25 protein-coding genes are annotated in these 23,922 nt (G+C 28.1%); 5 read left to right on the top strand and 20 right to left on the bottom strand.

The window, feature by feature from the left end; genetic code table 11:
- Positions 1–106: 106 nt before the first annotated feature.
- The 3 genes from ACZ5SO_RS08605 (at position 107) to ACZ5SO_RS08615 (ending at position 2,381) form a co-directional block, all read left to right on the top strand.
- On the top strand, positions 107–1,225 hold the full coding sequence (locus ACZ5SO_RS08605) for a hypothetical protein (protein WP_464624032.1): 1,119 nt from the start codon (positions 107–109) through the stop codon (positions 1,223–1,225).
- A gap of 165 nt (positions 1,226–1,390) precedes the next feature.
- Positions 1,391–1,741: an Abi family protein gene (locus tag ACZ5SO_RS08610; protein ID WP_464624033.1), complete on the top strand. Its 351-nt coding sequence runs from the start codon at positions 1,391–1,393 to the stop codon at positions 1,739–1,741.
- On the top strand, positions 1,710–2,381 hold the full coding sequence (locus tag ACZ5SO_RS08615) for an Abi family protein (protein WP_464624034.1): 672 nt from the start codon (positions 1,710–1,712) through the stop codon (positions 2,379–2,381). The genes ACZ5SO_RS08610 and ACZ5SO_RS08615 overlap by 32 nt, the downstream gene beginning before the upstream one ends.
- A 457-nt stretch (positions 2,382–2,838) precedes the next feature.
- Here ACZ5SO_RS08615 and qatD read toward each other — a convergent pair whose 3' ends face one another.
- The 12 genes from qatD to ACZ5SO_RS08675 all read right to left on the bottom strand — a co-directional run bounded on the left by qatD (position 2,839) and on the right by ACZ5SO_RS08675 (position 13,717).
- Entirely contained in the window at positions 2,839–3,573 is a 735-nt protein-coding gene (qatD, locus tag ACZ5SO_RS08620; protein WP_464624035.1) for a Qat anti-phage system TatD family nuclease QatD, read from the bottom strand.
- Positions 3,570–4,820 carry a Qat anti-phage system QueC-like protein QatC gene (qatC, locus tag ACZ5SO_RS08625; RefSeq protein WP_464624036.1) on the bottom strand — a complete coding sequence of 417 codons (1,251 nt, stop codon included), beginning with the start codon at positions 4,818–4,820 and terminating at the stop codon, positions 3,570–3,572. Before qatC ends, qatD begins: the two co-directional genes overlap by 4 nt.
- The gene (qatB, locus tag ACZ5SO_RS08630; RefSeq protein ID WP_464624037.1) at positions 4,817–5,650 is read right to left on the bottom strand and encodes a Qat anti-phage system associated protein QatB; all 834 of its coding nucleotides are present in this window, start codon (positions 5,648–5,650) and stop codon (positions 4,817–4,819) included. Before qatB ends, qatC begins: the two co-directional genes overlap by 4 nt.
- Before the next feature lie 77 nt (positions 5,651–5,727).
- Positions 5,728–6,840 (bottom strand): IS110 family RNA-guided transposase, encoded by a 1,113-nt coding sequence (locus ACZ5SO_RS08635; protein ID WP_464624023.1) that lies wholly within the window; start codon positions 6,838–6,840, stop codon positions 5,728–5,730.
- A 238-nt stretch (positions 6,841–7,078) separates the two neighbouring features.
- Complete coding sequence (locus tag ACZ5SO_RS08640) at positions 7,079–8,959, bottom strand: KAP family P-loop NTPase fold protein (RefSeq protein WP_464624038.1); 1,881 nt, start codon at positions 8,957–8,959, stop codon at positions 7,079–7,081.
- Between the two features lie 861 nt (positions 8,960–9,820).
- Complete coding sequence (locus tag ACZ5SO_RS08645) at positions 9,821–10,834, bottom strand: recombinase family protein (RefSeq protein ID WP_464624039.1); 1,014 nt, start codon at positions 10,832–10,834, stop codon at positions 9,821–9,823.
- Positions 10,827–11,657 (bottom strand): recombinase family protein, encoded by an 831-nt coding sequence (locus tag ACZ5SO_RS08650; RefSeq protein ID WP_464627844.1) that lies wholly within the window; start codon positions 11,655–11,657, stop codon positions 10,827–10,829. The genes ACZ5SO_RS08645 and ACZ5SO_RS08650 overlap by 8 nt, the downstream gene beginning before the upstream one ends.
- Before the next feature lie 15 nt (positions 11,658–11,672).
- Positions 11,673–12,107, bottom strand: a complete 435-nt coding sequence (locus ACZ5SO_RS08655; RefSeq protein WP_464624040.1) for a recombinase family protein — start codon at positions 12,105–12,107, stop codon at positions 11,673–11,675.
- A gap of 44 nt (positions 12,108–12,151) precedes the next feature.
- A complete protein-coding gene (locus ACZ5SO_RS08660; protein WP_464624041.1) occupies positions 12,152–12,328 on the bottom strand; it encodes an SHOCT domain-containing protein in 177 nt (58 codons plus the stop codon).
- Positions 12,325–12,729: an RNA polymerase subunit sigma-70 gene (locus ACZ5SO_RS08665; protein WP_464624042.1), complete on the bottom strand. Its 405-nt coding sequence runs from the start codon at positions 12,727–12,729 to the stop codon at positions 12,325–12,327. Before ACZ5SO_RS08665 ends, ACZ5SO_RS08660 begins: the two co-directional genes overlap by 4 nt.
- Positions 12,730–12,938: 209 nt before the next feature.
- A complete protein-coding gene (locus ACZ5SO_RS08670; RefSeq protein WP_464624043.1) occupies positions 12,939–13,160 on the bottom strand; it encodes a DUF4314 domain-containing protein in 222 nt (73 codons plus the stop codon).
- A 413-nt stretch (positions 13,161–13,573) separates the two neighbouring features.
- Positions 13,574–13,717 (bottom strand): hypothetical protein, encoded by a 144-nt coding sequence (locus tag ACZ5SO_RS08675; RefSeq protein ID WP_464624044.1) that lies wholly within the window; start codon positions 13,715–13,717, stop codon positions 13,574–13,576.
- 90 nt (positions 13,718–13,807) lie between these two features.
- Between ACZ5SO_RS08675 and ACZ5SO_RS08680 the strand changes: the two genes are divergently transcribed.
- Both ACZ5SO_RS08680 and ACZ5SO_RS08685 read left to right on the top strand, forming a co-directional pair.
- A complete protein-coding gene (locus tag ACZ5SO_RS08680; RefSeq protein ID WP_464624045.1) occupies positions 13,808–14,518 on the top strand; it encodes a hypothetical protein in 711 nt (236 codons plus the stop codon).
- A gap of 23 nt (positions 14,519–14,541) precedes the next feature.
- The gene (locus ACZ5SO_RS08685; RefSeq protein WP_464624046.1) at positions 14,542–15,525 is read left to right on the top strand and encodes a hypothetical protein; all 984 of its coding nucleotides are present in this window, start codon (positions 14,542–14,544) and stop codon (positions 15,523–15,525) included.
- Between the two features lie 702 nt (positions 15,526–16,227).
- Here ACZ5SO_RS08685 and ACZ5SO_RS08690 read toward each other — a convergent pair.
- From ACZ5SO_RS08690 to ACZ5SO_RS08725, 8 genes are all read right to left on the bottom strand, one after another.
- A complete protein-coding gene (locus tag ACZ5SO_RS08690) occupies positions 16,228–18,030 on the bottom strand; it encodes a virulence-associated E family protein (RefSeq protein WP_464624047.1) in 1,803 nt (600 codons plus the stop codon).
- Positions 18,031–18,057: 27 nt separating this feature from the next.
- Positions 18,058–18,249 carry a hypothetical protein gene (locus ACZ5SO_RS08695; RefSeq protein ID WP_464624048.1) on the bottom strand — a complete coding sequence of 64 codons (192 nt, stop codon included), beginning with the start codon at positions 18,247–18,249 and terminating at the stop codon, positions 18,058–18,060.
- Positions 18,250–18,252: 3 nt separating this feature from the next.
- Complete coding sequence (locus ACZ5SO_RS08700) at positions 18,253–18,588, bottom strand: hypothetical protein (protein ID WP_464624049.1); 336 nt, start codon at positions 18,586–18,588, stop codon at positions 18,253–18,255.
- A gap of 255 nt (positions 18,589–18,843) precedes the next feature.
- Positions 18,844–19,458, bottom strand: coding sequence for a hypothetical protein (locus ACZ5SO_RS08705; RefSeq protein ID WP_464624050.1), 615 nt, complete (start codon positions 19,456–19,458; stop codon positions 18,844–18,846).
- A 26-nt stretch (positions 19,459–19,484) separates the two neighbouring features.
- Positions 19,485–19,640, bottom strand: a complete 156-nt coding sequence (locus tag ACZ5SO_RS08710; protein WP_464624051.1) for a hypothetical protein — start codon at positions 19,638–19,640, stop codon at positions 19,485–19,487.
- 80 nt (positions 19,641–19,720) lie between these two features.
- On the bottom strand, positions 19,721–20,716 hold the full coding sequence (locus ACZ5SO_RS08715; RefSeq protein WP_464624052.1) for a DUF2806 domain-containing protein: 996 nt from the start codon (positions 20,714–20,716) through the stop codon (positions 19,721–19,723).
- Positions 20,717–20,779: 63 nt separating this feature from the next.
- Positions 20,780–22,015 (bottom strand): GIY-YIG nuclease family protein, encoded by a 1,236-nt coding sequence (locus tag ACZ5SO_RS08720; protein ID WP_464624053.1) that lies wholly within the window; start codon positions 22,013–22,015, stop codon positions 20,780–20,782.
- The gene (locus ACZ5SO_RS08725; protein WP_464624054.1) at positions 22,012–23,922 is read right to left on the bottom strand and encodes a DEAD/DEAH box helicase; all 1,911 of its coding nucleotides are present in this window, start codon (positions 23,920–23,922) and stop codon (positions 22,012–22,014) included. The genes ACZ5SO_RS08720 and ACZ5SO_RS08725 overlap by 4 nt, the downstream gene beginning before the upstream one ends.

The following is a 23,922-nucleotide window of genomic DNA, read 5'->3' on the forward strand; positions in this document are numbered from 1 at the left end:
TATAGGTTAGAAGACCCAAAATATATCTTATATTTCTAATAATAGTTTTATATTACAGCGAAAGTTTACAAAAGATCCATTTGATACTGTAATTTTAATCAATGACTTGGTTTTACAAAATTCTAATACTGAGGGATATTATCGAGCAGTTCTTTCGATACAAAATAAAAAAAACACTAATTGGACTTCTATAATAAATTCAACTCCAATATTAATAAACAATAATCAAAATAATGCATTAACATCAACGTCTTGTATTAAGATTAAAGACGATAATGCATCTTTTTTAATTTATGAATTTAAAACTGATAATAATTTATTAATTTTTATAGATTATAATATGCAAACTTATTATGCGGATTTTATAACCAAAATAAATAATTTAATGTTAGGTTTTGGCTTCTTCCTTTCTACAAATTTTTCGAATGTAGGGAAAATGATACTTAAAGATAGTAATATAGATTTTACCAAACCATTTTTAATCAGTTCCCATCCTAATAAAGGTATAATTAAACAAAATATGAATGAATTAATTCCTTCCTATTCAACTATTTTAAATAACGTTCAAAATAATATAGAATATAAAACAATGATTAAATATTGGCATAAAATTCCCACAGAAAATATATTTAATCTTTATCAAAAAATTTCAGAAGATAAATACTGTTCAAATGTAGTACAAATAATTTTAGGAAGTTGTGGAGATTTATCACTTTATACTTGTTTACAATTATTTGCGAATTTAGGAGTACTTGCAAAATGGAATAAAACTGAGCTTACCTTAGGAGAAGAAAAGAAAATATCTAAACCTATAAAAAAAGAAATTATAAAGCAATTTCAATTAATATTAAAAGAACAGAAATCTAAGGGAACTCTTTCTGAAGATCAATTTAATATTGTTAATAAAAGAATCCCTAACATTTTTGGTCCTTCTAATAGAGATATTCTTTGTGGCAATTTCACAGCAAATGGTATTGATTTAAAAAAATATGAAAAAATAATAATAGCTCATAGAAATAGTATATTTCATGGAGAATTTGATATACCAAATCTTATTCAAAATGAATTTGACAACTTTCATTTTGTATATAATGCTTTAATGTCCTTATTCTACAGATTTGTTTTAAAAAAAGTAAATTATTCAGGGCTAATTCTAAATATAAATAAACTTTCATTCCCTAATGAAGAATTAATATCAGAGGAGCCACTACTAATTATTATATAATAATATAGAATTGTCCTCTTGTATCAAGTAAACTATTCAATTTTTTCACTTGATAATACATTAATTGCTAGAAAAAAGGAAAGCTTGTATTTGTTTTCATTTATTTCATTATATTGTTATATACTTATACCTATGTTAAAATTATTTTTATTTGCAGGATCCTAGATGAAAAAAAAATTAAATATAGATGAACAAATCGATTATATGAAAAATATGAAAAACATTAGATTTGCTGAAAATGAAGAAGAAAATGCTAAATGTTTCTTAAAAAATAGCACTTATTTTTATAAATTAAAATCTTATGCTAAATTGTTTGATATCAATAAAAATACTGGAGAATATTGGGAATTATATTATAAGCAATTAGTTGAACTCTCAAAGATTGATTTATACTTACGACGTATATTATTCAATATGTGTTTATCTATAGAACATCAATTAAAATTAAATTTAATTAATGATATAACTAACGATTGTGATGAAGATGGATATTCTATTGTTAAAATATTTTTTTAAAGAATATCCAAATGCTTATGAAGCTTTTTCTAAAAAATCAACAAAATCTTATTGCTCAGATATATATAATAAATATTCTGATGATATTCCTATATGGGCACTTGTAGAATTATTAAGTTTCAAAGAATTAATTGATTTACATGAAATGTATTATTCAAACAAAGCAACAAAATTAGGCAAATCATATACAAGTATTATTAAGAATTTTTCTTGGTCAGTTAGAATAATAAGGAATGCTTGTGCTCATAATAATTGTATTCTAAATTCTTTAAAAAATGAAAATATTGAACTAAATTTTCAACTTTTATCTGAAATATATAAATTAAAACAAAATGTTAATGGAAAGCCTGATAGTTATGATAAACAAAAATTTCAAAAAAAATTATTAAAACATGATGTTATTAATGATATTTTAGCTACTATAATTCTATTTAATAATATAATAACAAGTACTAAAATAAAAGAAAACGCTCTACTTGATATTAAAAATTTATTTGAAAGAAGAATTATTAAAGAAAAAGATTTATTCAACATAAAAAAATCTGACCACAAATTTATTATTAATTCTGTAAGATTTGTTAAAGAAATAATTGACTTATTATACACTCAACAATATAATACCAATGAAGATCAAAAATAAATAGAGATATTTTTTTTAAGAAAGGACATATATCGATTCTTTCAACTTTTTTTTCTTTTTAAATTTTTTTAATATTATAAAAGTTTAAAATTAGAAGTTGCCCTGATTAATGGGCAGTTTTTTTTGTTAAATTTGATAAATCCTAATGATTCACTTTTAATAAAATAACACTCTATACTGATTAATCCATACACATTATATAACTAATCATCATTTTTAATGTGTCTATTTGAAATCTATAAATTATAGTTATAACCAAACTAGTCCCAAAAAGAAAATATAAAAAATATAAGGTAAATTCATTTATACCAGAATTATTATTACCTAAAGTTATAGATGCTTTTATTAAGGCAAAATTATTGGATAAATATTAAATCTACTAAAGGGATATCAACCGATTACTAGTTCGTTGATAGGAAAGTTATGACATTCTATAACTTTAAATATTATTAATTATTCAGGAAAGTGTATTTGTGAATCTTTGAGCATTTTTTAATAACTTTTTTAGTATCTGCTCTTTAGAAATACCATAAACTTCAGATAAATCTGGAATGATATTTATTGCTTCCCAAGGCATAACCGGTTTGTTTTTAATTAATGCAAAGGGACCATCGGATTCTGGCAAAATATATTCAATTGGTATTTCTGAAATAAGTCTTTTACCTTTAATCGTTCTTGTCATAGCAGGCCCCAAACTAAAAAAACATTGCATATTGATAGCTCTACTTAATAAAGATTTATTTCCAGTGAACCAATGTAAAATTGGTGTACTGTTAAAACATTCCTGTTCAAGGATATCTAGTACCAGTAATTCAGCTTTTCGAGAATGGATGCTTAGAATTCTACCACCACAAGATTCTGCCTCTCTAATGATATCTTTAAATAACGATATTTGAATAGGTAAAGAGTCAATATTACTAACTGATCCATCAATTCCAATTTCACCTACAAACCTAGACCTAGAAATATTCTCTAATAAAATATTCTTTTCAACATACTTCTTTATCACTATCTCTGGATGCATGCCGATAGCACATTCTATATTTTTGATTGAAGCAAATACTTGTGAAGTAGCTAACCAAGCTCGAGGACTTGTTGTTACTACTAATGTAAATTTATTTCGTTTTTCAACTTCCTTAATAAAAGAAAGGACATTGGGATATAAATCAAGATGACAATGAAAATCAATCATACGCGACCATAGTAATGTAATAGTTCATAAATTTCAGTTAACCCTCTATAAAAAACTCCTTCATAATTAACCCTATCGGTATCACTAGCAAAATTTAGAGCACTACCTACTATATGACGTATTCCTTTTGATTGCATATGCAAATAAGATGTCGCTGTAACAGAAATATTATCTACACTATCACTCTTAATATTTTTACCATATTTTGTGTAATCCTCCCAACCTACTTTCATAAAGGCAGCTCTTCTTACTAAACAAGGTACACAAACTCCACAATGAATATGTTTTCTACCATATTTAGCACAACTTACAGAATCTTTTACCAAATCCATTAATAAATCTTGATCAAGACATTCTTTCATCATTTCTCCTTTTGTCTTGAACCTATATGGAAATTTTAAATTAAGAGGAACTCCTAAATGATTCCATAAATTTTGTAAACCACTCATATATATTGGATGTGTTGTTTTTGTACTTAAACTCCCAAGCCTCCCAGGCGAAAGAGCTACATTAAGGCTTATAAAACCATTCTCTGGAACATATAAGTCAATTGGCTCAGCACTTTTCCTATTAATTGACGCCGAAGCTATTGCTGCAAATGCATAAAAAACCATGGATCTACCACGAGTTGAGTCTTCTCCATGTCCTTTAAGTTTTGTATTATAACTCCATTGATATAACCTTTCAGAGGCACTTAAACTACTAGCATATTTTTCTTGAGCATTTTTAGATCCCTTTACAATATGAGACACAAAAATTGGCAATTTCCCATCTCTTGTTAAATCAATTGCCCCAATTAAACTATCCATACCTCCTGATAATAAACTTATACAATCAGCTTCATGCATTATTGGCTTTGGGGAAGGAGGAAAAAACCCTCCATCACAAAATGAAAGCGTCCAAAAATCTCCAGTAAGAAATCTTAAAAGATTTTGCAACTGCTCTATTTGTGAATACCACTTATCAGGAGAGCAAAGATGGATTTCAACATCAAGCTCTCTTGTCCATCCATCAGGACTTGACTTTCGTGAAATTAATTTATCTATCGATGCTACTGTAAGCGCAAACGTTGCAAAATCCCAAATAGCAGTAGATGGAGCAATTCCTTGTTTACGAATAGTATCCCAGAAACCTAATCCAAAATAGCCAATATCTTGTGCTCCAGGATTTGAGTATTGGCAAATATAAATAACTTCATCAGAACGGTTTTGAGGAATACTCGATTCTACACAACTAACAATCTTCATTCCAATGCTCCTTCATAAATATTTATTGTACGAAAAAGGACTTCTCTAAAAACTTTATTTACTTCTTGTTTAGAGTAATTAGTACCAGTTTTTCTAATTATATTAAGACTTGCTGTTACATCTGAAATAATATAAGTTCTCATCTCTTCTTTACGAGATTCTGCTTCAATAGCTGTTAATTTTGAATTCTCAAAGCATTGCCCAATATCTAAATATATTCTATTGAATAATTCATAACCTAGATAAGATCCTAATAATGACCAAATACTTGATTCTGTTAAACTCAAAAGATTAACTTCTGGATGTTCTGTTAGTAGATCTTCAAAAGCCAAAGCAAGAGAGTTCTGTGCAGATATTTCATCTAAACTCCCTCCATTTGGACCTACAATGTCAACAATACCATCTGCTATTTCTCTTGCACTTGCACCTTTTGACGTAAATCCTTCAATCCAAGACTTTAATGCAGAATTATTACCAGAAGAAACAGAATTAAAAAACCCCAAAAGACCTGCAGCAGTTCTTGTAGAAATTATCATACGATTAGCTATTACTGAAGATCCGCCCATTCCTTTTCTTGAATAATGTCCAAGAGCCCTATTAAGACTTTCTCTATTTCCCGAATGAATATAATTATTAAGATTTCGTCTTGCTCCAAGAAATCTTGCTGGAGGAGCAAGATCTTCATTTGAGGATATATTAGAAGGTGTTGGCGTTTTTGGTAAACTTTCTAAATCTTCTCCAGGTATTAAAGGAGAAGGTATCCTATCTAACCAAGGAGGATCAAAAGGAACTCCTGTCCCAGGTCCTTTACTCGAAGATGATGTTCCCATTTTTTACCTCCTATAAAAGGTCAATAGTTTTTCACAGAAAACCATAACCTAATTTCTTCATTTTTCTTTATTAGAAGCTATACAGCTTCTGCTTGTCGCTTATTAAAATCACCTATTAATTTATTCATATCAAAAGGCTTTTTCTTCTTTAGAATTGCATAAATTACTCTACTGAGTTTTCGTGCAAAGGCAATTATACTTTTCCCACTACCTTTGTTTTTCTTCATTCTTTTATAATCATTAATTAGCGACAAATACCTTAATGATCTTTGTAGACGAAGCATACCCATTACAGCTTGTACCATTGCAGTTCTTAACTCTACAGGTCCATTCTTTGTTATATGTCCGGTAAATCCTTTCTCATTTGAAAACTTTACAAAAGGAGTGAGTCCACAATATGCTGCGAACTGTTTGTAAGTTGCAAATCTATTTATATCACCAACATATGCTCTAATGGTTGTAGCTGTTATTTTCCCTACACCTGGAATAGTTTTTAGTAATTGAACATCTTCATCTTCTTGTACAAAATCTTCAATTAATGCCTCTAAAGCCTTGACTTGTTCATCCAAAATTTCTAAAGTTTGAATGAAACTATTTAAGGTAGAGACTGTCCTCTTCGTAATCAAAGCGTGGTCTTCGAGACCTTTTAGAAGAAGCAGTCTCTTTTTCTTGCTTTGAAATTGAGTGGCAGTTGTTACTATCCCATACCCTAACATCATATTATGTATTCTATTTTTAGTTCTTACTATCAATGAAACTAAATCAGCTCTTTCACAGATAAGTTTTCTAAGCTCCTCTGTTTCTTGATCGCATAGATAGCTTTCAGGTAACATATCTTTTAGTAAAAACTCAGCTATTGTAAAAGCATCTCTTTTATCTGTCTTTTTAGCACTTAATGTTACAACCTTAAATTTTAAAGTATTAATAACAAGTGTAAAAAAGCCTTCTTTCTGCATTAAGTTTCTAAAGTATCTAGCATTAGAAGTAGCTTCTATTGCCATTGATACATGTGCACCATACTTGTCTTCTAGAGTGTGACATTCACTAATAAAAGCATTATAACCTTCATCGTTAGTTTGATACACTTTCTCAAATAGAATCTCTTTCGTTGATGTTATTGCACAAACTGTAAATTGAGTCTTATGCAAATCAATTCCTACGCTAACAGTTTTGTTTTCCCAGTTAACCATTCTTATCTCCTTGCATTTATTTTTTTATACACAAAATCAAAAATGGCTCTCTGTTCGGTAGTTGTTCCATTCTCCTATTCGGCCTCAGTAAGTGGACCAGTGATTGATACGACTAAAACTCCTCATTCTCCTAAACAGTCTCATATTCTTGGACTAGTAAAACATGTCGAGTTAAAGTCTTGGCCATTCCTCAGTTGTGTGCCATATATTTTAACACACTATAGGAATATTGGTGCAACTACCTGCTATTTACCTTTTTATCACTCCTCCTTAATCCTTTTATAGCTTTAATTGTTCTTTCTGGGGTATCTTTATCATTCTTCCAAAGCTCTACCAACGATAGTCCCCATTCTGTACGAACTAATTGAGGAATTAAAGTTGGAATACGCTTTTCTGGGGGCATTTCGTTTACGAAAGATATAAATTGGATACTTATACTTTGAAATGCAGTTGGTATATGCATTGATTGGATAAAATATTTTTGATTCCACTGATTTGATCTAATAATTTTTTTCATTCTAACGAATAATCTACTTGCCTCAACTTCACCAATCTTTTTTATACGAGGTACTAAAGTATCATCAAATTTTGTGCTGACCTCTAAAATTGCTAATATCTGTTTACCCTCAGGAGATAAATCATCAGAATTCTGCATCGAAAGACTTTTCTCTCTACTCAAATAAACAAGAGGTCTTAGATCCGTATCACCAAGATTTGGTTTAAGTTCCAACCAACCTTTAATAAAATTATCATCCCAAGAAGGATCTGGTAATGAAATTTCTCCACCTTCAGCGATCTTATCTTCAATTTCTTTTAAAAAAGCAATTTTTCCATCAACAACCGAAATATTTTGTATAAGAAACTCAAAGGCTTTTTCTGTTGCACATCTTTCAAATAATTGCATTTTAACTTGTTCTTCAAAAGATATAGTTAATCCCTGAGCCTCTCCTATTGTTCTTTTAATCATCAAATCATTAAGAAATCTTTTTATAAGCCTAGGGTTGCCCAATATATGTTTTGAGTTCATCATTATTCCTGCTATTTGATCGGCAAGCTCTATCTCAGTTTGGATATTTTTTGCTTCATCCCCAAAAGATTCCATCATAATTCCGAATGTTAATTCTTTTGACCAAGACAACTTTACTGCTTTGAGAATTTTCTTTTTTGCATCTAGAAAACATTCATCAGTAATCACTCCTGATTGCATTTTTGTTTCAGCAAGCAAAAGAATAAGATACGCCTTAATTTCTGTAGTTCCTAATCTTGGAACATGTATAGGAACTTGAATGAGTTTATCAAAATAACTAGTTACCAAATCTTTAGACATATCTTCATCACCAAAATGAACTTTTACAGCATTTCTAATCATTTCCTCATCTGCTGCAACAATAAAAGCGGTGTTTGGTAGAAATAAAAGAAGTCTAATTGCTTCTAAAGTAGAGATTGCCGTATAAGGTAAACATCTATCTAAATCATCAACGACTATGATAAGTTTTACGTCTAGCTCTTCTAAAAGATCAGAAAATACTTGTCTTAATTCCGATATTTCCTTAGGTATTGATGTTGATGATTGTTCTTTTAATAATCCTGATATCTCTGGGCCTAAATTTGAATAAGCATCACTCAGATTCTTTAAATCATCAGAAGTTGGAGTTCCTCCAGATTTTACTATTCCTCCAACAGCACCAATTACTACTCCAACTGGTCCTCCAAGACTGCCTCCAGTTACAGCTCCACCCACCACAGGAGCAAGTAACTTACCTATCCTTAACCAATTTATTCGCTTTGCAAATTCTTTTGCTTTTGAAAGAGCTGATTCATTTTTCTTGGATTCTGAAAAGAGTTTATCCGAGACTATTTGAAGAAGGGCCAATTTCGCATCATCATATCCTTGATACAACCATGCATCAAATTCAATAATAACATACTTTTGCTTATCTTCATTACTTTTTATTGATTTAACAATCATTTTCGATAACGAGGATTTACCGACTCCCCATGAACCTGAGACTCCAATGGAAATAGGTTGATTATTGGAATCTCTAATAATCTGTGCAGCAGTATCAGCTACTACTTGAAAGTTCAACAAATCTTCAGTTGTTTCGATATCATTCCACATGTATTATCCCTTAAAGGTTTATATAAAAAAAATTACTTTTAATATAGTATATTAATTAAAGAACAATGTGTGTAACAATCAATGATACCCATTTCTTTATATATCTCGATAGAAGAATACAAGTACACTTTATAAGTTTATCAATAATTAATAAATTAATTGTAACATAGTTTTGAAAAAAAACTATAAAAATAATGAAACTAATATTATTTTTTTCTGACATTTATCAAATATTTTAATACTGTAAAAAACTAAATAAAAGCTATTATATATTAGTTATCTTTCTTTTCTGTAAGCAAATTAAACGGCATTTTCACTATTCTTAAAAACAAACTTAATATCATCTTTTGAATAAACCTCTATTCTATCAACTAGAGATAAAAAAACATTTTGTGAAAATTCAGTTAAGATTTCATCTTGTGATTTTAAAGCATTTAAGAATTGCTTGATTTTACTTTTTCTATTGTTTTTATCTTGAATTGTAGTTTGAAGGCTTTTTAATTCATTAAGAGCTGAAGAATATGTTGAATATAGGTTATTATACTTTTCATCATATTCTACCTGGTTTTGAATTGTTGTAGCATTGGTAGCTACTAATTGATTTAGTTCTTTTGATAATTTATCAACTTCTTTAGTTAGAGTTTCTTCTTTTGATTTTAACTTTTCAGTTTGTAGTACTTGATTAATAATAAGATTACAATTTTCAATAATTGAATCTTTATCTTTAATTAAATCATTAATTGCATTAACAGCTATTTCTTTTAACTCTTCTTCATAAAAATGAGGAGTAGTACATCTAACTTTGTTTTTGTATTTATTACTACATTGAAAGATTATTCTTTTGTACTTAGCGGTTGAGTGCTAGGTTTTAGTTGTATAGAAGCTACCACAATCACCACAAATAACTTTATTTGCAAATACACTTTTATTTATATTCTTATTTTTAAGATTACCTCTTTTTTCAAATTCTTCTTGAACTAGTTCAAATTGCTCTTTTGTTATAATCGAAGGGTGACTGTTTTCAACATAATACTTTGGAACTTCTCCATTATTAACCTTTCTCTTTTTTGATAAAAAGTCTGTTGAATATGTTTTTTGAAGTATAGCATTACCAGTATATTTTTCATTTTGTAACATGCTTTTGATAGTAGCGCCATACCACTTAACTTTTCCTCTTACATTTGGGACTTTTTTATCTTCTAACTCTTTTGCAATTGTATTAGGGGCTATGCCTTGTAAGTATCTTGAATAGATATATCTAACTATAGTTGCTTCTCTTTCATTTATTACAATATTACCATTATCATCCTTTTCGTAGCCTAGAAAGCTCCCATAAGATATTTTTACTTTTCCTTCTTCAAATCTCTTTCTAATCCCCCAAGTACAGTTTTCTGAAATGGATCTAGATTCTTCTTGAGCTAGAGATGACATTATGGTAATTAGTAGTTCTCCTTTACTGTCCAGTGTCCAGATGTTTTCTTTTTCAAAATATACTTCAACACCTTTTTCTTTTAATTTTCTAACAGTTGTTAAACTATCTACTGTATTTCTAGCAAATCTACTAACGCTTTTAGTTATTATTAAATCAATCTTACCATCAAGTGCGTCTTGTACCATTGATTTAAAGCCTTCACGCTTTTTCATACTAGTTCCTGATATCCCTTCATCAGTATAAACACCAGCAAAATCCCATTCATGTTTATTTTTAATATATGAAGAATAGTATTTAACTTGTGTTTCATAACTTGAGGCTTGCTCTTCACTATCTGTTGATACACGAGCATAAGCGGCTACTTTCTTTTTACTATATTTATCTATTGGAGTTGATGAATATTCTTCTAATGTTGCAGGTATTATTTTAACGACTCTAGGCATGTAACTTTCTCCTTGTCTTATGATTTTTCTTTGATTGCCATGTTTTCTTAATTATTTGACCATCTTTAAAATGAAAGAATAGTTCATACTCTCCAACTGTTATCTTTTCAATAAGAGAATCAAACAATTCTTCATCGAATACTTCTCTGTTAATTACATCTCTTGCTAACTGGTGAAGTACTTTATCAGGAACATTACAAGATGGACAAACTCTTGCTGTTTTAGTTATCTTGGTTCCACATATCCATTTTTTATAATGGCTTATTTTGCCAGTACAGCTTTTATTTGGAATTGTTCTCTTTCTATAAGTCTTTCCACAAATAGAGCAATAGAGTTTTGAAGTAAAGCAGCTAAAGGTTAATGATTGATTTGCTCTATAACCTAAAGCTTTTCTTCTCTCAATCTCTTCTTGAACTTTATTAAATAATTCTTTTTTAATAATTAATGGATGAGTATCTTCAACATAATATTTTGGAAGTTCACCTCGATTAATTTTCTTTTTATGAGTTAAATGATTTTCAATAAAAGTCTTTTGTAGAATTGAATCCCCTGTATAGCTAATTTGTCTTAGTATTAACCATACACTTTCATAACAGAACTTATCGCTATTCATTGGTTTAAAACCTTTTGAGTTTAATAGTTTAACTATCTTATTAGGGCTCATACCTTCAAGATAACTATTAAATATTAATTTAACTGCTTTAGCTTCTTCTTCTACAATTTGATATTCTTGACCATCCCATCTATATCCATAAAGATTTTTATGAGTAAATATTCCTTCTTCAAACCTTTTTCGAATTGCCCACTTAGTATTTTCACTAATACTTCTAGATTCTTCTTATGCAATTGAAGCTAATAGAGTTAATAACAATTCTCCATCTTGAGAATTAGTATTTATATTCTCTCTCTCAAAATATACATTTATTCCTTTTTCTTTTAAGGATCTAACTGTATCTAATAAATCAACAGTGTTTCTAGTGAACCTAGATATTGATTTGGTTATTATCATATCAATATTACCTATCTCACATTGATACATTAATTCTTTAAACCCTGGTCTATTAATTTTAGTACCAGTTACACCTTTATCATAATAAACACTAGCATATTCCCAAGATAGGTTATTTTGTATTAAAGAAGTATAATAGCTTATTTGAGTATTAAGAGATTCTATATTCTTTTCATAATCAACTGACACTCTTGCATAAGCTGCAACTCTTCTCTTTTTCTTTATTGGTAATATATAGGGGTTTATTCTAGTTATTTTAGTCATAAAACATCTCCTACTTAATGTATATACATGCTCTATAACCCCAACTAATTCAAGTTGATACCAAGAGATACAATCGATATAATAGGTTTAAATTTTTCATTTAATAATTTTTCAGCTTCTTTAAATTCAGCATCAGTTATTAGGTTATTTTCTTTTAAAGAGAATAGGATTTCTAAAGAAATACTATAGTTTTTTTGTCTCTCAAATTGGTTATTATTCATAAGATAGTTCCTTTGAATCTGTCTGCTATATAGCACTCATGAGAGCAATATTTTCTGTTACTGTTTTTATAGGCATTAAACTTTTTATTACAAGATTTACATCTTATTTGATAGGTTGATTTACAATCCCTATTCTTATTCCACCATTGATATCTGCACTTACCAGAACAATATTTCTTTTTCTTTTTCCCTGGTGTATGTTTTAATTCTTTTCCACAGTTTAAACAAAAGCTAATATTCTTCTTTTTATTATTCCTCTTAGCTTTAACTCCACCTAGGTTATTAGCTTTACAAAATGATTTAATAGTATTAATAGATATGTTTAGTTCATTAGCTATTGCTGTATAACCATATCCTGCATTTCTTAACTTAGTGATGTTTTCTTTTTCAGTATTTTTCATATACTCCCCTCCTATTATATATCGAAAAAACGTACCCCCTAAGACGCAAAAAAAGGCCCATAAAGGCCTTATTTGATATAAAACTAGTAGTTAATTAAAAAAAATATAATAAAAGAAATACCCTCTTATTTGTTGTCTGTATTAAAAATACAAGAGTTTAGGATTATTAATTTTATTTTTTTTCAACTTTTTTTAAGATTTTTTTTCATTTATTCAATTCTCTCTATTTTATCTACTCCAAATACAACACCTAGAGTAGATCCATTAGTCCAATTTACATGGATAGTTCCTGTATCATCTACATAAAATACTTTGCCTAAAGTTCCCCCATTTGGAGCAAAAGAATCATCCATTGATATTAGTTTAACAACACATCCAACAGGGTATTCTTTTCTTAATTGTTGTAACTGATTTTTAGTAATATTACTCATAAAATTAATTCTCCTTATAGGGTGTATATATCACTCTAAAGAAGAGAATTATCAAGTTAGTAGTAATTATATTATTTGAAAAAATTAGGGGTTAATACCCCCTTTGAATACTGCTTTTTCTGCGTTATTGCCCCTGTTCGTTATAAGGGCAATAGTCCTAGAGATTTAATACCCCCACCCCCATAAATCAAACATTAATCAAAGGAAATTATTAAGCTAGTGAAGAGTGTAGGTGTTCTGGGTATAGCAAAACAGTATATTTGTGTATAATAAAAATCAAAATAAATGTATAATATTCCTAATAAGGAACTTATAATTATATTTACAATTTAAAATATAACCAATTCATCAATTGAGGGTGACGGTAGTGACACTCATTTATATAACTTATATATAGTAAAAAAAATAATTCTTCATATAGAAAAGTTAGTATAAAGCCCATCACCAGTGTCACCTTTTTTAAAAGCTATTGTAAAAAAAACAATTACAGCTGGTTTAGCAACACTTGATTCTTTTATTTTTAATATTTCCTCTTGATTGATTAGTTTTCTTATCATATTATAATATTATATTTGAAATTATTTTTAATTATAAATATATTTCACTTCCAAAAATTGAAAAATAAAATACATGGAGCATCTTATTCAATGAACCCACCAATAGAAAAATTATTACCATTTTACACTAAATTAAAAAACCATAACAATGACAGATACAGAAGCTTTAACCATTGCTATTCATATTTCAATAGTTTAAAAATAGAACAATATGATGAATCGCTAGAACTAGCTATGTTACATCTTGGGTTCTATCTAGCAAGTTGGGGAATGTATCGAGGTTCTAGTTTTTTAATCCAAAAAGATTATAAAATTTATAAACCTATAATTGAAACTATCTTTACAAATAAATATTTTAAATTAAGAAATTTTGATGAAAATTTAAATATTAATAATTATAAAGAATTAGCCAAATTAACTTATGAATTACATAAAGACCTTCAAGAAAAATTAAATATGGAAAGAAAAAACTATTTTAATTATATTGGAAAACCTGCTCCCAAAAACAATATTTCAAGCACTTTAACTACAAAAATTATGCTTGGGATTCTTGGTTGTACCCCTGCATATGATAGATATTTCAAATCAGGAATTAAAGAATATAATAAAGTTAATAATTCAAAGTTAATACAAAACTTTTCTGTGAACTCAATAGCTAAAATTTATCAATTCGCTATTGATAACAAATTGGAATTATTGAATATTCAATCTGAGATATTCGAAGAAACTAATTATAAATACCCAATAATGAAATTAATAGATTCATACTTTTGGTCGATAAGTGTTGATAAAAAAGACTAAAAAGAGTGAATGAGGAGACTAATTTGAAGTTTGACGGTTTTTTATTTGGCAATGGACTTTCAATAAATTTATTATCTCAGATTAATTCTTTTATTGTTGAAGAAAAAAAATATTTATTAAACTTTGATAAATTTATTAAAAACTTTTTTGATAATGCCTTATCTGAAAGAGAAGAACGACTAATTTTTAATTTTTTTTATAAGAAAAAGACAATTGAGAATATTAAATATTTTGAAAAACTTAAACTAGTCATTAAAAATTATTATAGTAAGAGGGATGGGAATATAGAATATTGGTTTGGACGTGACATGTTCGAAAACAACGATTATGATTTTTCATCAATAAAAAATTTCATGCCACCATTATATAATATTTGGAATTCCCTTCTAACTAATTATTTAGAATATATGAGACTAAATAAAAAAATACAAATTTATAATGAATCGATAAGTAATAAGTTAACAACTAATGCATCAGTATTTACTACCAATTTTGACACTTTTTTTGAGTCGTTATTTCCACAACACTTGCATGGATACTTTATCACAAATTGTTCAGATGTAAATAATTTAATATTTACGCATATAAATGACAAAGAATTCTATTGGAAAATATTATGGGGATGGAATGGAATTGGAAAATATAATCAACTATTGCAGATACAAAAATATCAAAACTATAATAAATATTATAATTTAGATTTTTTTAATGATAAGAAAATAACAATCAATAATTTTTTAATATATGGTTTAAGCTTTCAACGAGTAGGATATATTGATCTTTTACCAGCCAAAGGAATTACTCCTAACCCTTTTAAAAAAGGAGAACTAGTAGATGACCATATATTATTTAGAATAGCACAAATGCAAGAAACGGGAAATATCAAGAATTTGCACATTGCTTATTATAACAATCAAGATTTAGTCCATTATAAAAAAATTGTAGATTTTTATAATTTAAAACACATATCATTTATCAATTCTTCAACTTTAGAATTTAAAATCTAAATTAGCGAATAAGCTTTTTGATAATTAAATATATTACTAATTCATCAATTGGGGGTTACGGTAGTGACACTCATTTATATAACTTTTATATAGTAAAAAAAATAATATTTCATTTAGAAAAGTTAGTATAAAGACCATCGCCAGTGTCACCTTTTTAAATAACTATGGTAATATCAACAACTTCACCAGGAGGACCACCTCCTTGAACTTTATATTGAATGATTCTATTATTTAATTACATGGATAGAGCTTCAGTTGTCTAAGGGCCTGGGGCCATTTTTTTGAAGACAATTCACTTTTAAATTGTAATTTTCTAATAATGGATAGATAGAATAAGGAATGATGCATTTCAAACTATTTGATAGTGCATAGGATTTATATGGTATATACCCCTATATACTATATATATAATATTAATACTTTATTAGTATATTCTTATTCCACTTATACCAAGAGATTCTTAAATCACCATTGTAAAGAATTAAAGATGGTATAAAACAGTGGAATGATTAGCTTTTTTTCTTCCAGTTTTTAGCTTTTTATTCCTTTATTTATATATTTTATTCAGAATTATTTGATTTGATTGCAAGACTAATCAAAATAAAGTGGAATAAGATTTATAAAGCATTAGCACCAATAGTTAAATTACTACTGATGCTAATATTTTTAGTATTACTACAATTAACTATCGTGAATTGATAATTACTCTTTCACCTTTTTAACATAAGCTTGTTGTTTGCCATAAATAGGGAATCGCTTAGTTTTACTTTTATTCCCTTCAAATCTTATCCAATCATCCATATGCTTCATTATTGTAGCAATTTCATAGGAATCAGCTTTTTTAATAGAGGCAGAATCTCTCCCTAAACATTCGCTCCATATTTCAAGATTGCAGACTGTTGTTCTCTCAACTTTACCAGTTTCACTATTAAAACCTGAAAGATAATCACGTCTTTCCCCAAGTCCTAATTCATCCCATTTCTCAGGAAGTAAAGTATTAAGATAGGCTTTAACAAGTCCTTCTCTTTCATCAGATTCAATAGCTTTATCTTGATAATCTCTTGCAACTTTTGCTATATCACCTTCAAGATATAATGACTCACCTTTCTGATATAGAACTAAAGCTTCAGTCCATATTTGAGATATTATATCATTATTTAAATCCCAGGCTTTCTTTATACTATCTCCTGTAACAGTTATAAGCCAAAATCTTCTATTCCCTGTTATATCTCTTAAGAATCCTCTCTCTGCATTAGTAGTTCCAACAATAATACATTGTCTTGGATGGCTTTCTATATTTACACCATAACTAACTCTAAACTTATCATCATTACGAGAAATAAAAGATTTAACACTTTCTATATCTACTTTTCTCATACCAGCTAATTCACCAAGTTCTAATATCCAATATCCTTGAAGTTTCTCAGGTCCTGATTTATCTTTCATATCAGTTAGGGTTAAACTATCAGAAAACCATTTCCCTCCAAGTTTAGAAAAGAGAGTTGATTTACCTATCCCCTGTGGTCCATTTAAGATTGGTACACAATCAAACTTAATACCTGGTTCATATATTCTAGCTACTGCTGCTATTAATGTCTTTCTTGTAACAGCTCTAATATAAGGTGAATCGTCAGCACCAAGATAATCAATTAATAAAGTATCTATCCTTTCTACTTCATCCCATGTAGGTAATGAATTAAAATATTCTTTTATTGGATGATAAAGTCTTTCTCCACATATAGCTAAAAGAGCATTTTTTAATTTAGTTGGTGAATATATTTTATAAACATTTGAAAAGTAATTTAATAAACCTCCAAAATCCATATCACTCCAACCAGGTTTATTTTGATTCCAAGGAACATCACCTACAACAGTTATAGAATTACTTAAAACATTGTATCTAATATTATTAAGTTTTTTATCATGTCTTAATATTAAAACAAAGTTATTAAAGGAAGGTGAGATTTCTCCTTTACTATTTACTTCTATTTCAGTAATCAAATCTTCACTGTTATCATCAAATTCAATTCCAGCTTCTTCTATTGTTTCTTTAGTTATTAATTCTTTTACTTTATCATCATTTATAGCAAAATTATTCATTTCAACAAAAGATGGACTTTTAGAAGTAGAGTTATCACCATCTATATCTAAGTGACCGAATTTATGAATTCTAATTAAATCAAATGCATTTAATAATTTATTACAAGCTGGATCACTTGCATGATGAGAAAAAGAAAACTTATTATCATAAATAATAACACCAGCACTTGAATCAGCAGGTATATAAACATATCTACCCTCTACTACTGATGGTTCATAAACATCACTTATAAACTTAGCTATTGCTTCTTCAATTCCATATACTATACAGAAAGCACCAATAATACCTTTTTTAGTAAGAGGATCTTCTTGTTTTTTATTTGATGGTTTATAAAGTGAGCATTCTCTACTAGAAGTTGGTAAAAGAGTACAATCTCTCCAATTAGGATATGCAGCTAAAAACAAGTCAGAATTTAACCATTTTTTGTTAACCTATTTAAATATGAATTCTCCATTTGATGAAATTGTAGGCCAATACATTAGTTGATGAGGTCTATAGGAACATTCATCAAACATATCAATACCTAAGATATTAGTAAAATGTCTAGAAATGACTGTATACTCATCAGGAGTTACATCACGAGTTAATGGTATAATAATTCTGCATCTAGGAGACTGAGGCATGTGTTAGTGAGTTGTATAAAGAGCTGCTCTATACTCACAAAGATTTTCAAAGTTAGCTATTAACTCAGTTGATGCATTATCTGCATCAAGAGTTAACATAGATCTACTTACTATGTTTTCTCTCTTCCTTCTATTATCCTTTAATAGACCACAAACAAATCCACCTTTATCTTTGATTCTATCTTTTTCTCTCTTAGGTAGGTTTGGATACTCTTCTTGAGTTTCAGTTGTTCTAATAGTTGTTTCTAATCTTTTGCAAAGTTCTTCAAAACTATTAGTCTCATTAGACCATTTCTTTGCAAAACAACTATTACCATAGGCTATGGGTAAATTACGCATAACACACTCCTTGGTAAATAATTTAAGGACAAAATTACTTTAGCCCCTCTACTATTACCGAAAAAGCTCACCCCCTATAAAAAGTTTTGATTTATTAACTATACACAATTAGCATAACTAACTGTAAAATTATTTCCAATTGGGGTACTAAAATCTCTTTCCATAAGGCCTCAGTAAATAATAGTAGATAGAGTATTTCTGCTCCTACTTATTACCGAGGAAGCGTACCCCTCCCTAGATGTATATTTAACAATATTAGTGTAATTTTTGTTTTAAGAAATCAATATATTCTTGTTTATGAGGTTTTATAGTTATATCATCTAAGTAAAATTTACCTGAGCAAATTAACCATATTATTTTATCTACTTTGTATGGAGTAATTGAATTATCTATTTCTTTACAATCATTTGATATTCTCACAATTTCTTCAAATATTTGAATGTCATCTTTTTCAGAAAATTGTAATGAAGTAAGAACTTCTACAATATGAACATCTGGTTTTGAGTAATCTGTAAATCCTAACTCTTTTAAAAAGTCACAAGCTAGTGCAAAACCAATTCCACTTATTTTCTTTGAAATTAAAAGTGGTAAAGCTATTTTAGTTTGAAGGTTATATTCAAACATACTTATAAATTTTAAGAAATCATCTAAATCAGCAAAATCATTAATAAACTTTGATGAATCAATTATTGATTTTGTCCACTTGTACCAACAGTTATTTTTCTTTTCAGAGTTTTTAATTTCAAAATTTTCTTTAAAAATTTCATATATATCTTCAAAAGTAAATTCTGATATCTTTCTAAAATCAAAATTAAATAATAGTTTTTTAATTAAATCTCTCTTCTGTTCAAATTTAATAACATTAGGCATTCTTTGATAATTTTGGGCTGATTTAATTAATGTTCAAATATATCTTCAAGACAACTAAAATCCTTTTTATCTCCCACAAAGTATTTTTCTAACTCTTCTCTTTTCATATCTTTAGGCAATATCTCATAAAGATATTTTAAAGAATAATTGTAAAAAAGTTTATGATTTTCAGTTTTACTCATATTATTATATTACTACTTTTTTCATAACACCTCTATATAGAATAGATTTTTTTTATTAATCCATCAAAATTATAATTTATTTATTCTACTGAATTTAAACTAGTCCAAATTGAAGTCCGTTTATACCTCAGACCTTTTTGTTCCTTGCTTAAAATTTCATGGATAGAGAATGAAGATTTTTTTTCTTTTTCAGAAAGGTTCTTAGCAATTTCTATAAAAAATTTTTTTGATATTTCACAATTAATTATTTCATATAATTCTTTGCCGGTAGACGTAAGTGGATAAATTTCCATTTGGATTTCTTTTTCTAAACTACTATCACATAATAATAGGTAATTACCATATTCTAATACCTTTTCAGGAAAGTTATTTAGCTTTTTATTATAAGCGAGTAAGGGTTCATCTTTTATCAATCCACACTCAGATAATACGGTTAGATTATAATAAGTTATTGGATAATTAAGAATATTATCAGTTTCTGATAATAAAAAAGAATCATTAATAACATAATTACTAGCTTCCTCAAATAGTTTAGCTTCGTGAGTTGATAAATTTTTTAAAACATCTAAAGTTCTTAATGAATAACTTTTTGGTTCAATAATTTCATTGGCTAATATTTTGCTCCAAAGTGTTTGTAAATCATCATTAGAAATGTTTTCTGCAATATCAATAAATCTAGTTATCCAATCATTATCAACTTTATCATCACTCTTTAATTCTTTATTTTCTAATTCATTATAAGTTTTCTGAAAAATTGTTTCTATATTTACTTCTTTCCTTATTGAGCTATTAATTTCTTTTAAAGTAGCTCTAGATAACATATCATTCTGTTTGTTAAATTTATTATCTAACAAAGGAGGCAAATTTTCAGTTAAATTACCAATATTATTTTTCCTTAAACTATCACATAAAGTATTAACAGCATAGGCGTTAGCCTCAGCAATTTTTTTAATACCTTCAGCTTCAATATCTAACATTTTCCGAGCTTTTTTAGGTTCAGAATACGAAGTGTAAAAATTATTAATTAATTCAAAAAATGCTTTTACAGCACCACTAAATTCATTTATATCAAACATAACTTTGGCCCCAATCCTATTTAAATTTTATTTAAATAATTCAAAAATAATAATTAATATTCTTTATTTAACTTTTATAGTTTGAGTCTCTACATCGAAGTAACATTTAACTATAGATCCATCAACTATTCTTTCAACAGTTTCTTTAATTATTGGTAAAGGCACTGAAAACCATTCATTTGCATCTGCTTTTTTTTCACTTGAAGAAACAGTAAAAATAATCTGAGCAGGCTTTAAAAATTGATGTATAATGTCCTCTATTTTTTGAGTCTTAGTATTATAGCATTTCCAGGTTGCAACTATGCGAACATCACTATTTAAGTATGTTGACTGTTTAGATGCATTTGCTATTCTTGATTCTACTGATTTAGTAGTAAACCCAATTTTAAAAAGATTTGGTATTGCTTTTATCTTTTCATCTTGACTCATAGACATCAACACATAAATATATCCTGATTCACGATCCTCATCATCCACTGTAAGTTGATTTTGCTCAAATAGTAGCCCAGCACTACTTCTTTCATCTTCTGTGACAGTCATACCTCCATCAAGGTTTAAAGCTCTTCGCAAAGACTCATATAATATATTTGATTCAGTTCCATTTGAATATATACAATGCGTTCTTCCATCATAATTTGAACCTCTGATTTTTAAATTATCCAAAGACTCTAGATATAACAAAATACCATTTTGTACATAAAATCCTCCTACATGCAAAGTTTTTACATTAAAAGGTATTAATTTCCTATGTTTTTGCTCTAAAGCTTCTTGGACTTCTTCAAATAAATGTTTATATTTTTCAAAATTACGACAAGGTTTTCTATGTGCAACAAAATCAGCTTGAGCTCTTTCTTTGGCTGTGCTTAAACCATTTGAAAAATCAAAAAGACCTTTTTCATCATAATCTACTTCTAATAATTTTGATGAAATTTCATCATCAAAAATATCTTCAATATTATTTTCTTTTGAAGAATCCTCAGGATTTTTTTGCTTTTCTTTTTTTACTAATAAATTATATTTATCATAACTCTTAAGGACATCTTTCTTAACATCATCATCAAGAATACTTTGTAAATGAATAGCAAGTTTTCGTTCTTCAGTATTATCATTTTTTTTAGGCAATCTTCCATTATTTTCATAAAAATCATTTATTTCTTTAAATGCTTTAAGTATGGGGTTAGCTTCTTGTTCTTTTTCCTTTCTATTTTTTTCTTCTTTTACAACTTTATCTAACAAACCAAATGGATCATCTGAACTAATAAAATTTAATACATCAATTTCTTCTGAACTTAAACTCATTTTACTTGCTTCCTTTTTAACTCTTGAGCTTTTAAAAGAATTTCTGCTAAATGATTTTCATACAAATTTTTTGAATTTAATTCAGGAGCACGTTTATATTCTGTATAAAAGTCTTTTACTAAATGCCATTCATTTTTGACATCTTGTATAGTTATAGGATTTCTATACTCTCTTATTGTTCTTTGAATAATCCCAAGAACATCGGAATCAACATTTTTTGAAAGAATCTCATATGATTCATAAAAAGGGTTAATAGAATCTATAAGATTTATATCTAAATCTTGTACATTAATTAAATTATCTGCAAATTTAATAAATCTATTATCACCATGAGTTTCTGTTTTTTTACCTACTAATGTAAGACTTGTTACTACATTTTCTCTAACGGATTCTAACTCTTCTGAATTTAAGTCAGGATAAATGTCTTGAATAATTTTAGGTATTAGAACTTTATTAATGAGCTTCCCATTATCTTTATCTGTCATAGCCATTTTTACATATTGATTATTTAATATGGAAGCTGAAATATCACTTAAATCATTTTCAAGTATGTCTCTTACTCTTGATGTCGGAGGATTTTTTATATCTACGGTTACATTATCATCACTCCCTTTAAACTTTTTACTTTTATAATCCCATTTAGGTTGCATAACCTGCTCCATTAATAATGAAGCCGTTATTGCTTTTAACATATCATTTGTAGCATCAGCAACTTTTTTACTTGTTGTATCAGGCTCAGCAATTAAATTAGTAAAAATAGCAACTTCTTTGCCTGGGAAGTCTCTAGTACATCTTCCAATAATTTGAACAATTTCAGTTAAAGACCCTCTATAACCTACAGTTAAAGTATGCTCACATGCAGGCCAATCAAACCCTTCTTTAGCAAGGTTCAATGCTATTATTATATCTAAATCATCTTTATCATGATGATCTCTAATATATTGCAATTTTTTATCTCTACCTGTTTCATCTACTAAATCCATTACTTTTAATTCAGTACCATCTTCAGTTTCAACAATATCTAAACCAGTAATAGGGTCACACGATTTGACATTACCTAAAATATCAGTAATAAGCCCTATTTCATTATATTTATCTTTAGTAGAATCAGCACTATTAACATTTGGAATATGTATAATAGTTTTTAGTTTTGGGTTTAATACTGCCTTAATAGAATCAGTATAGATACCTTGATAAAAGCTATAATTCAAATTAAGAGTTTTTAGATATTTATACCCATTAAGTTGATCATAATAACTATAAGTTACTTTAGTAAATAAACTCTCTGTTTCAGGTGTTAAGATAGGAAGTCCATCGCCCCTAAAATAGGAACCTGTCATAGCCATAACGTGTGCTGAAGAGTTTTTTATTATCGAGGATATCATATCCCCTAAAACATTTTCATCTTCATTAACTGAAACATGATGAAATTCATCAATAGCAAGAAATATATCATTAAATTCAGATGGGTCTAACCCCCTAAAAGCATATCTAAGTGTGGCATGAGTGCATATAACAACTTTAGCTTTTTCATCTTTTAAAAATGCGTTGAATTTTTTTATTTTACCAATACTCCTATCACTACCTGAATAACAAAGATTATATTCTTTTTCAGGTTCCCAATCTTTGAAAAATCCAAAATCTGAAAGAGCTGTGGGAGCAAAAGAAGAACCAATAGACCTCTCAGGGACAGCAACAATAGTCTTTTTTATGTCTTGATTATACATTTTATCTAATGCGATAAACATCAATGCCCTTGATTTACCGGAAGCAGGAGGTGCTTTTAATAGTATATATTGAGATTCTCTTTGGTTATATACTTTCTCCTGCATTTCTCGCATACCTAATGCATTTGATTTAACACTATCACCTGTTTTATTATAATCAATACTCATCATTTCTGGCAT

The organism is Pleomorphochaeta naphthae (assembly GCF_055396005.1).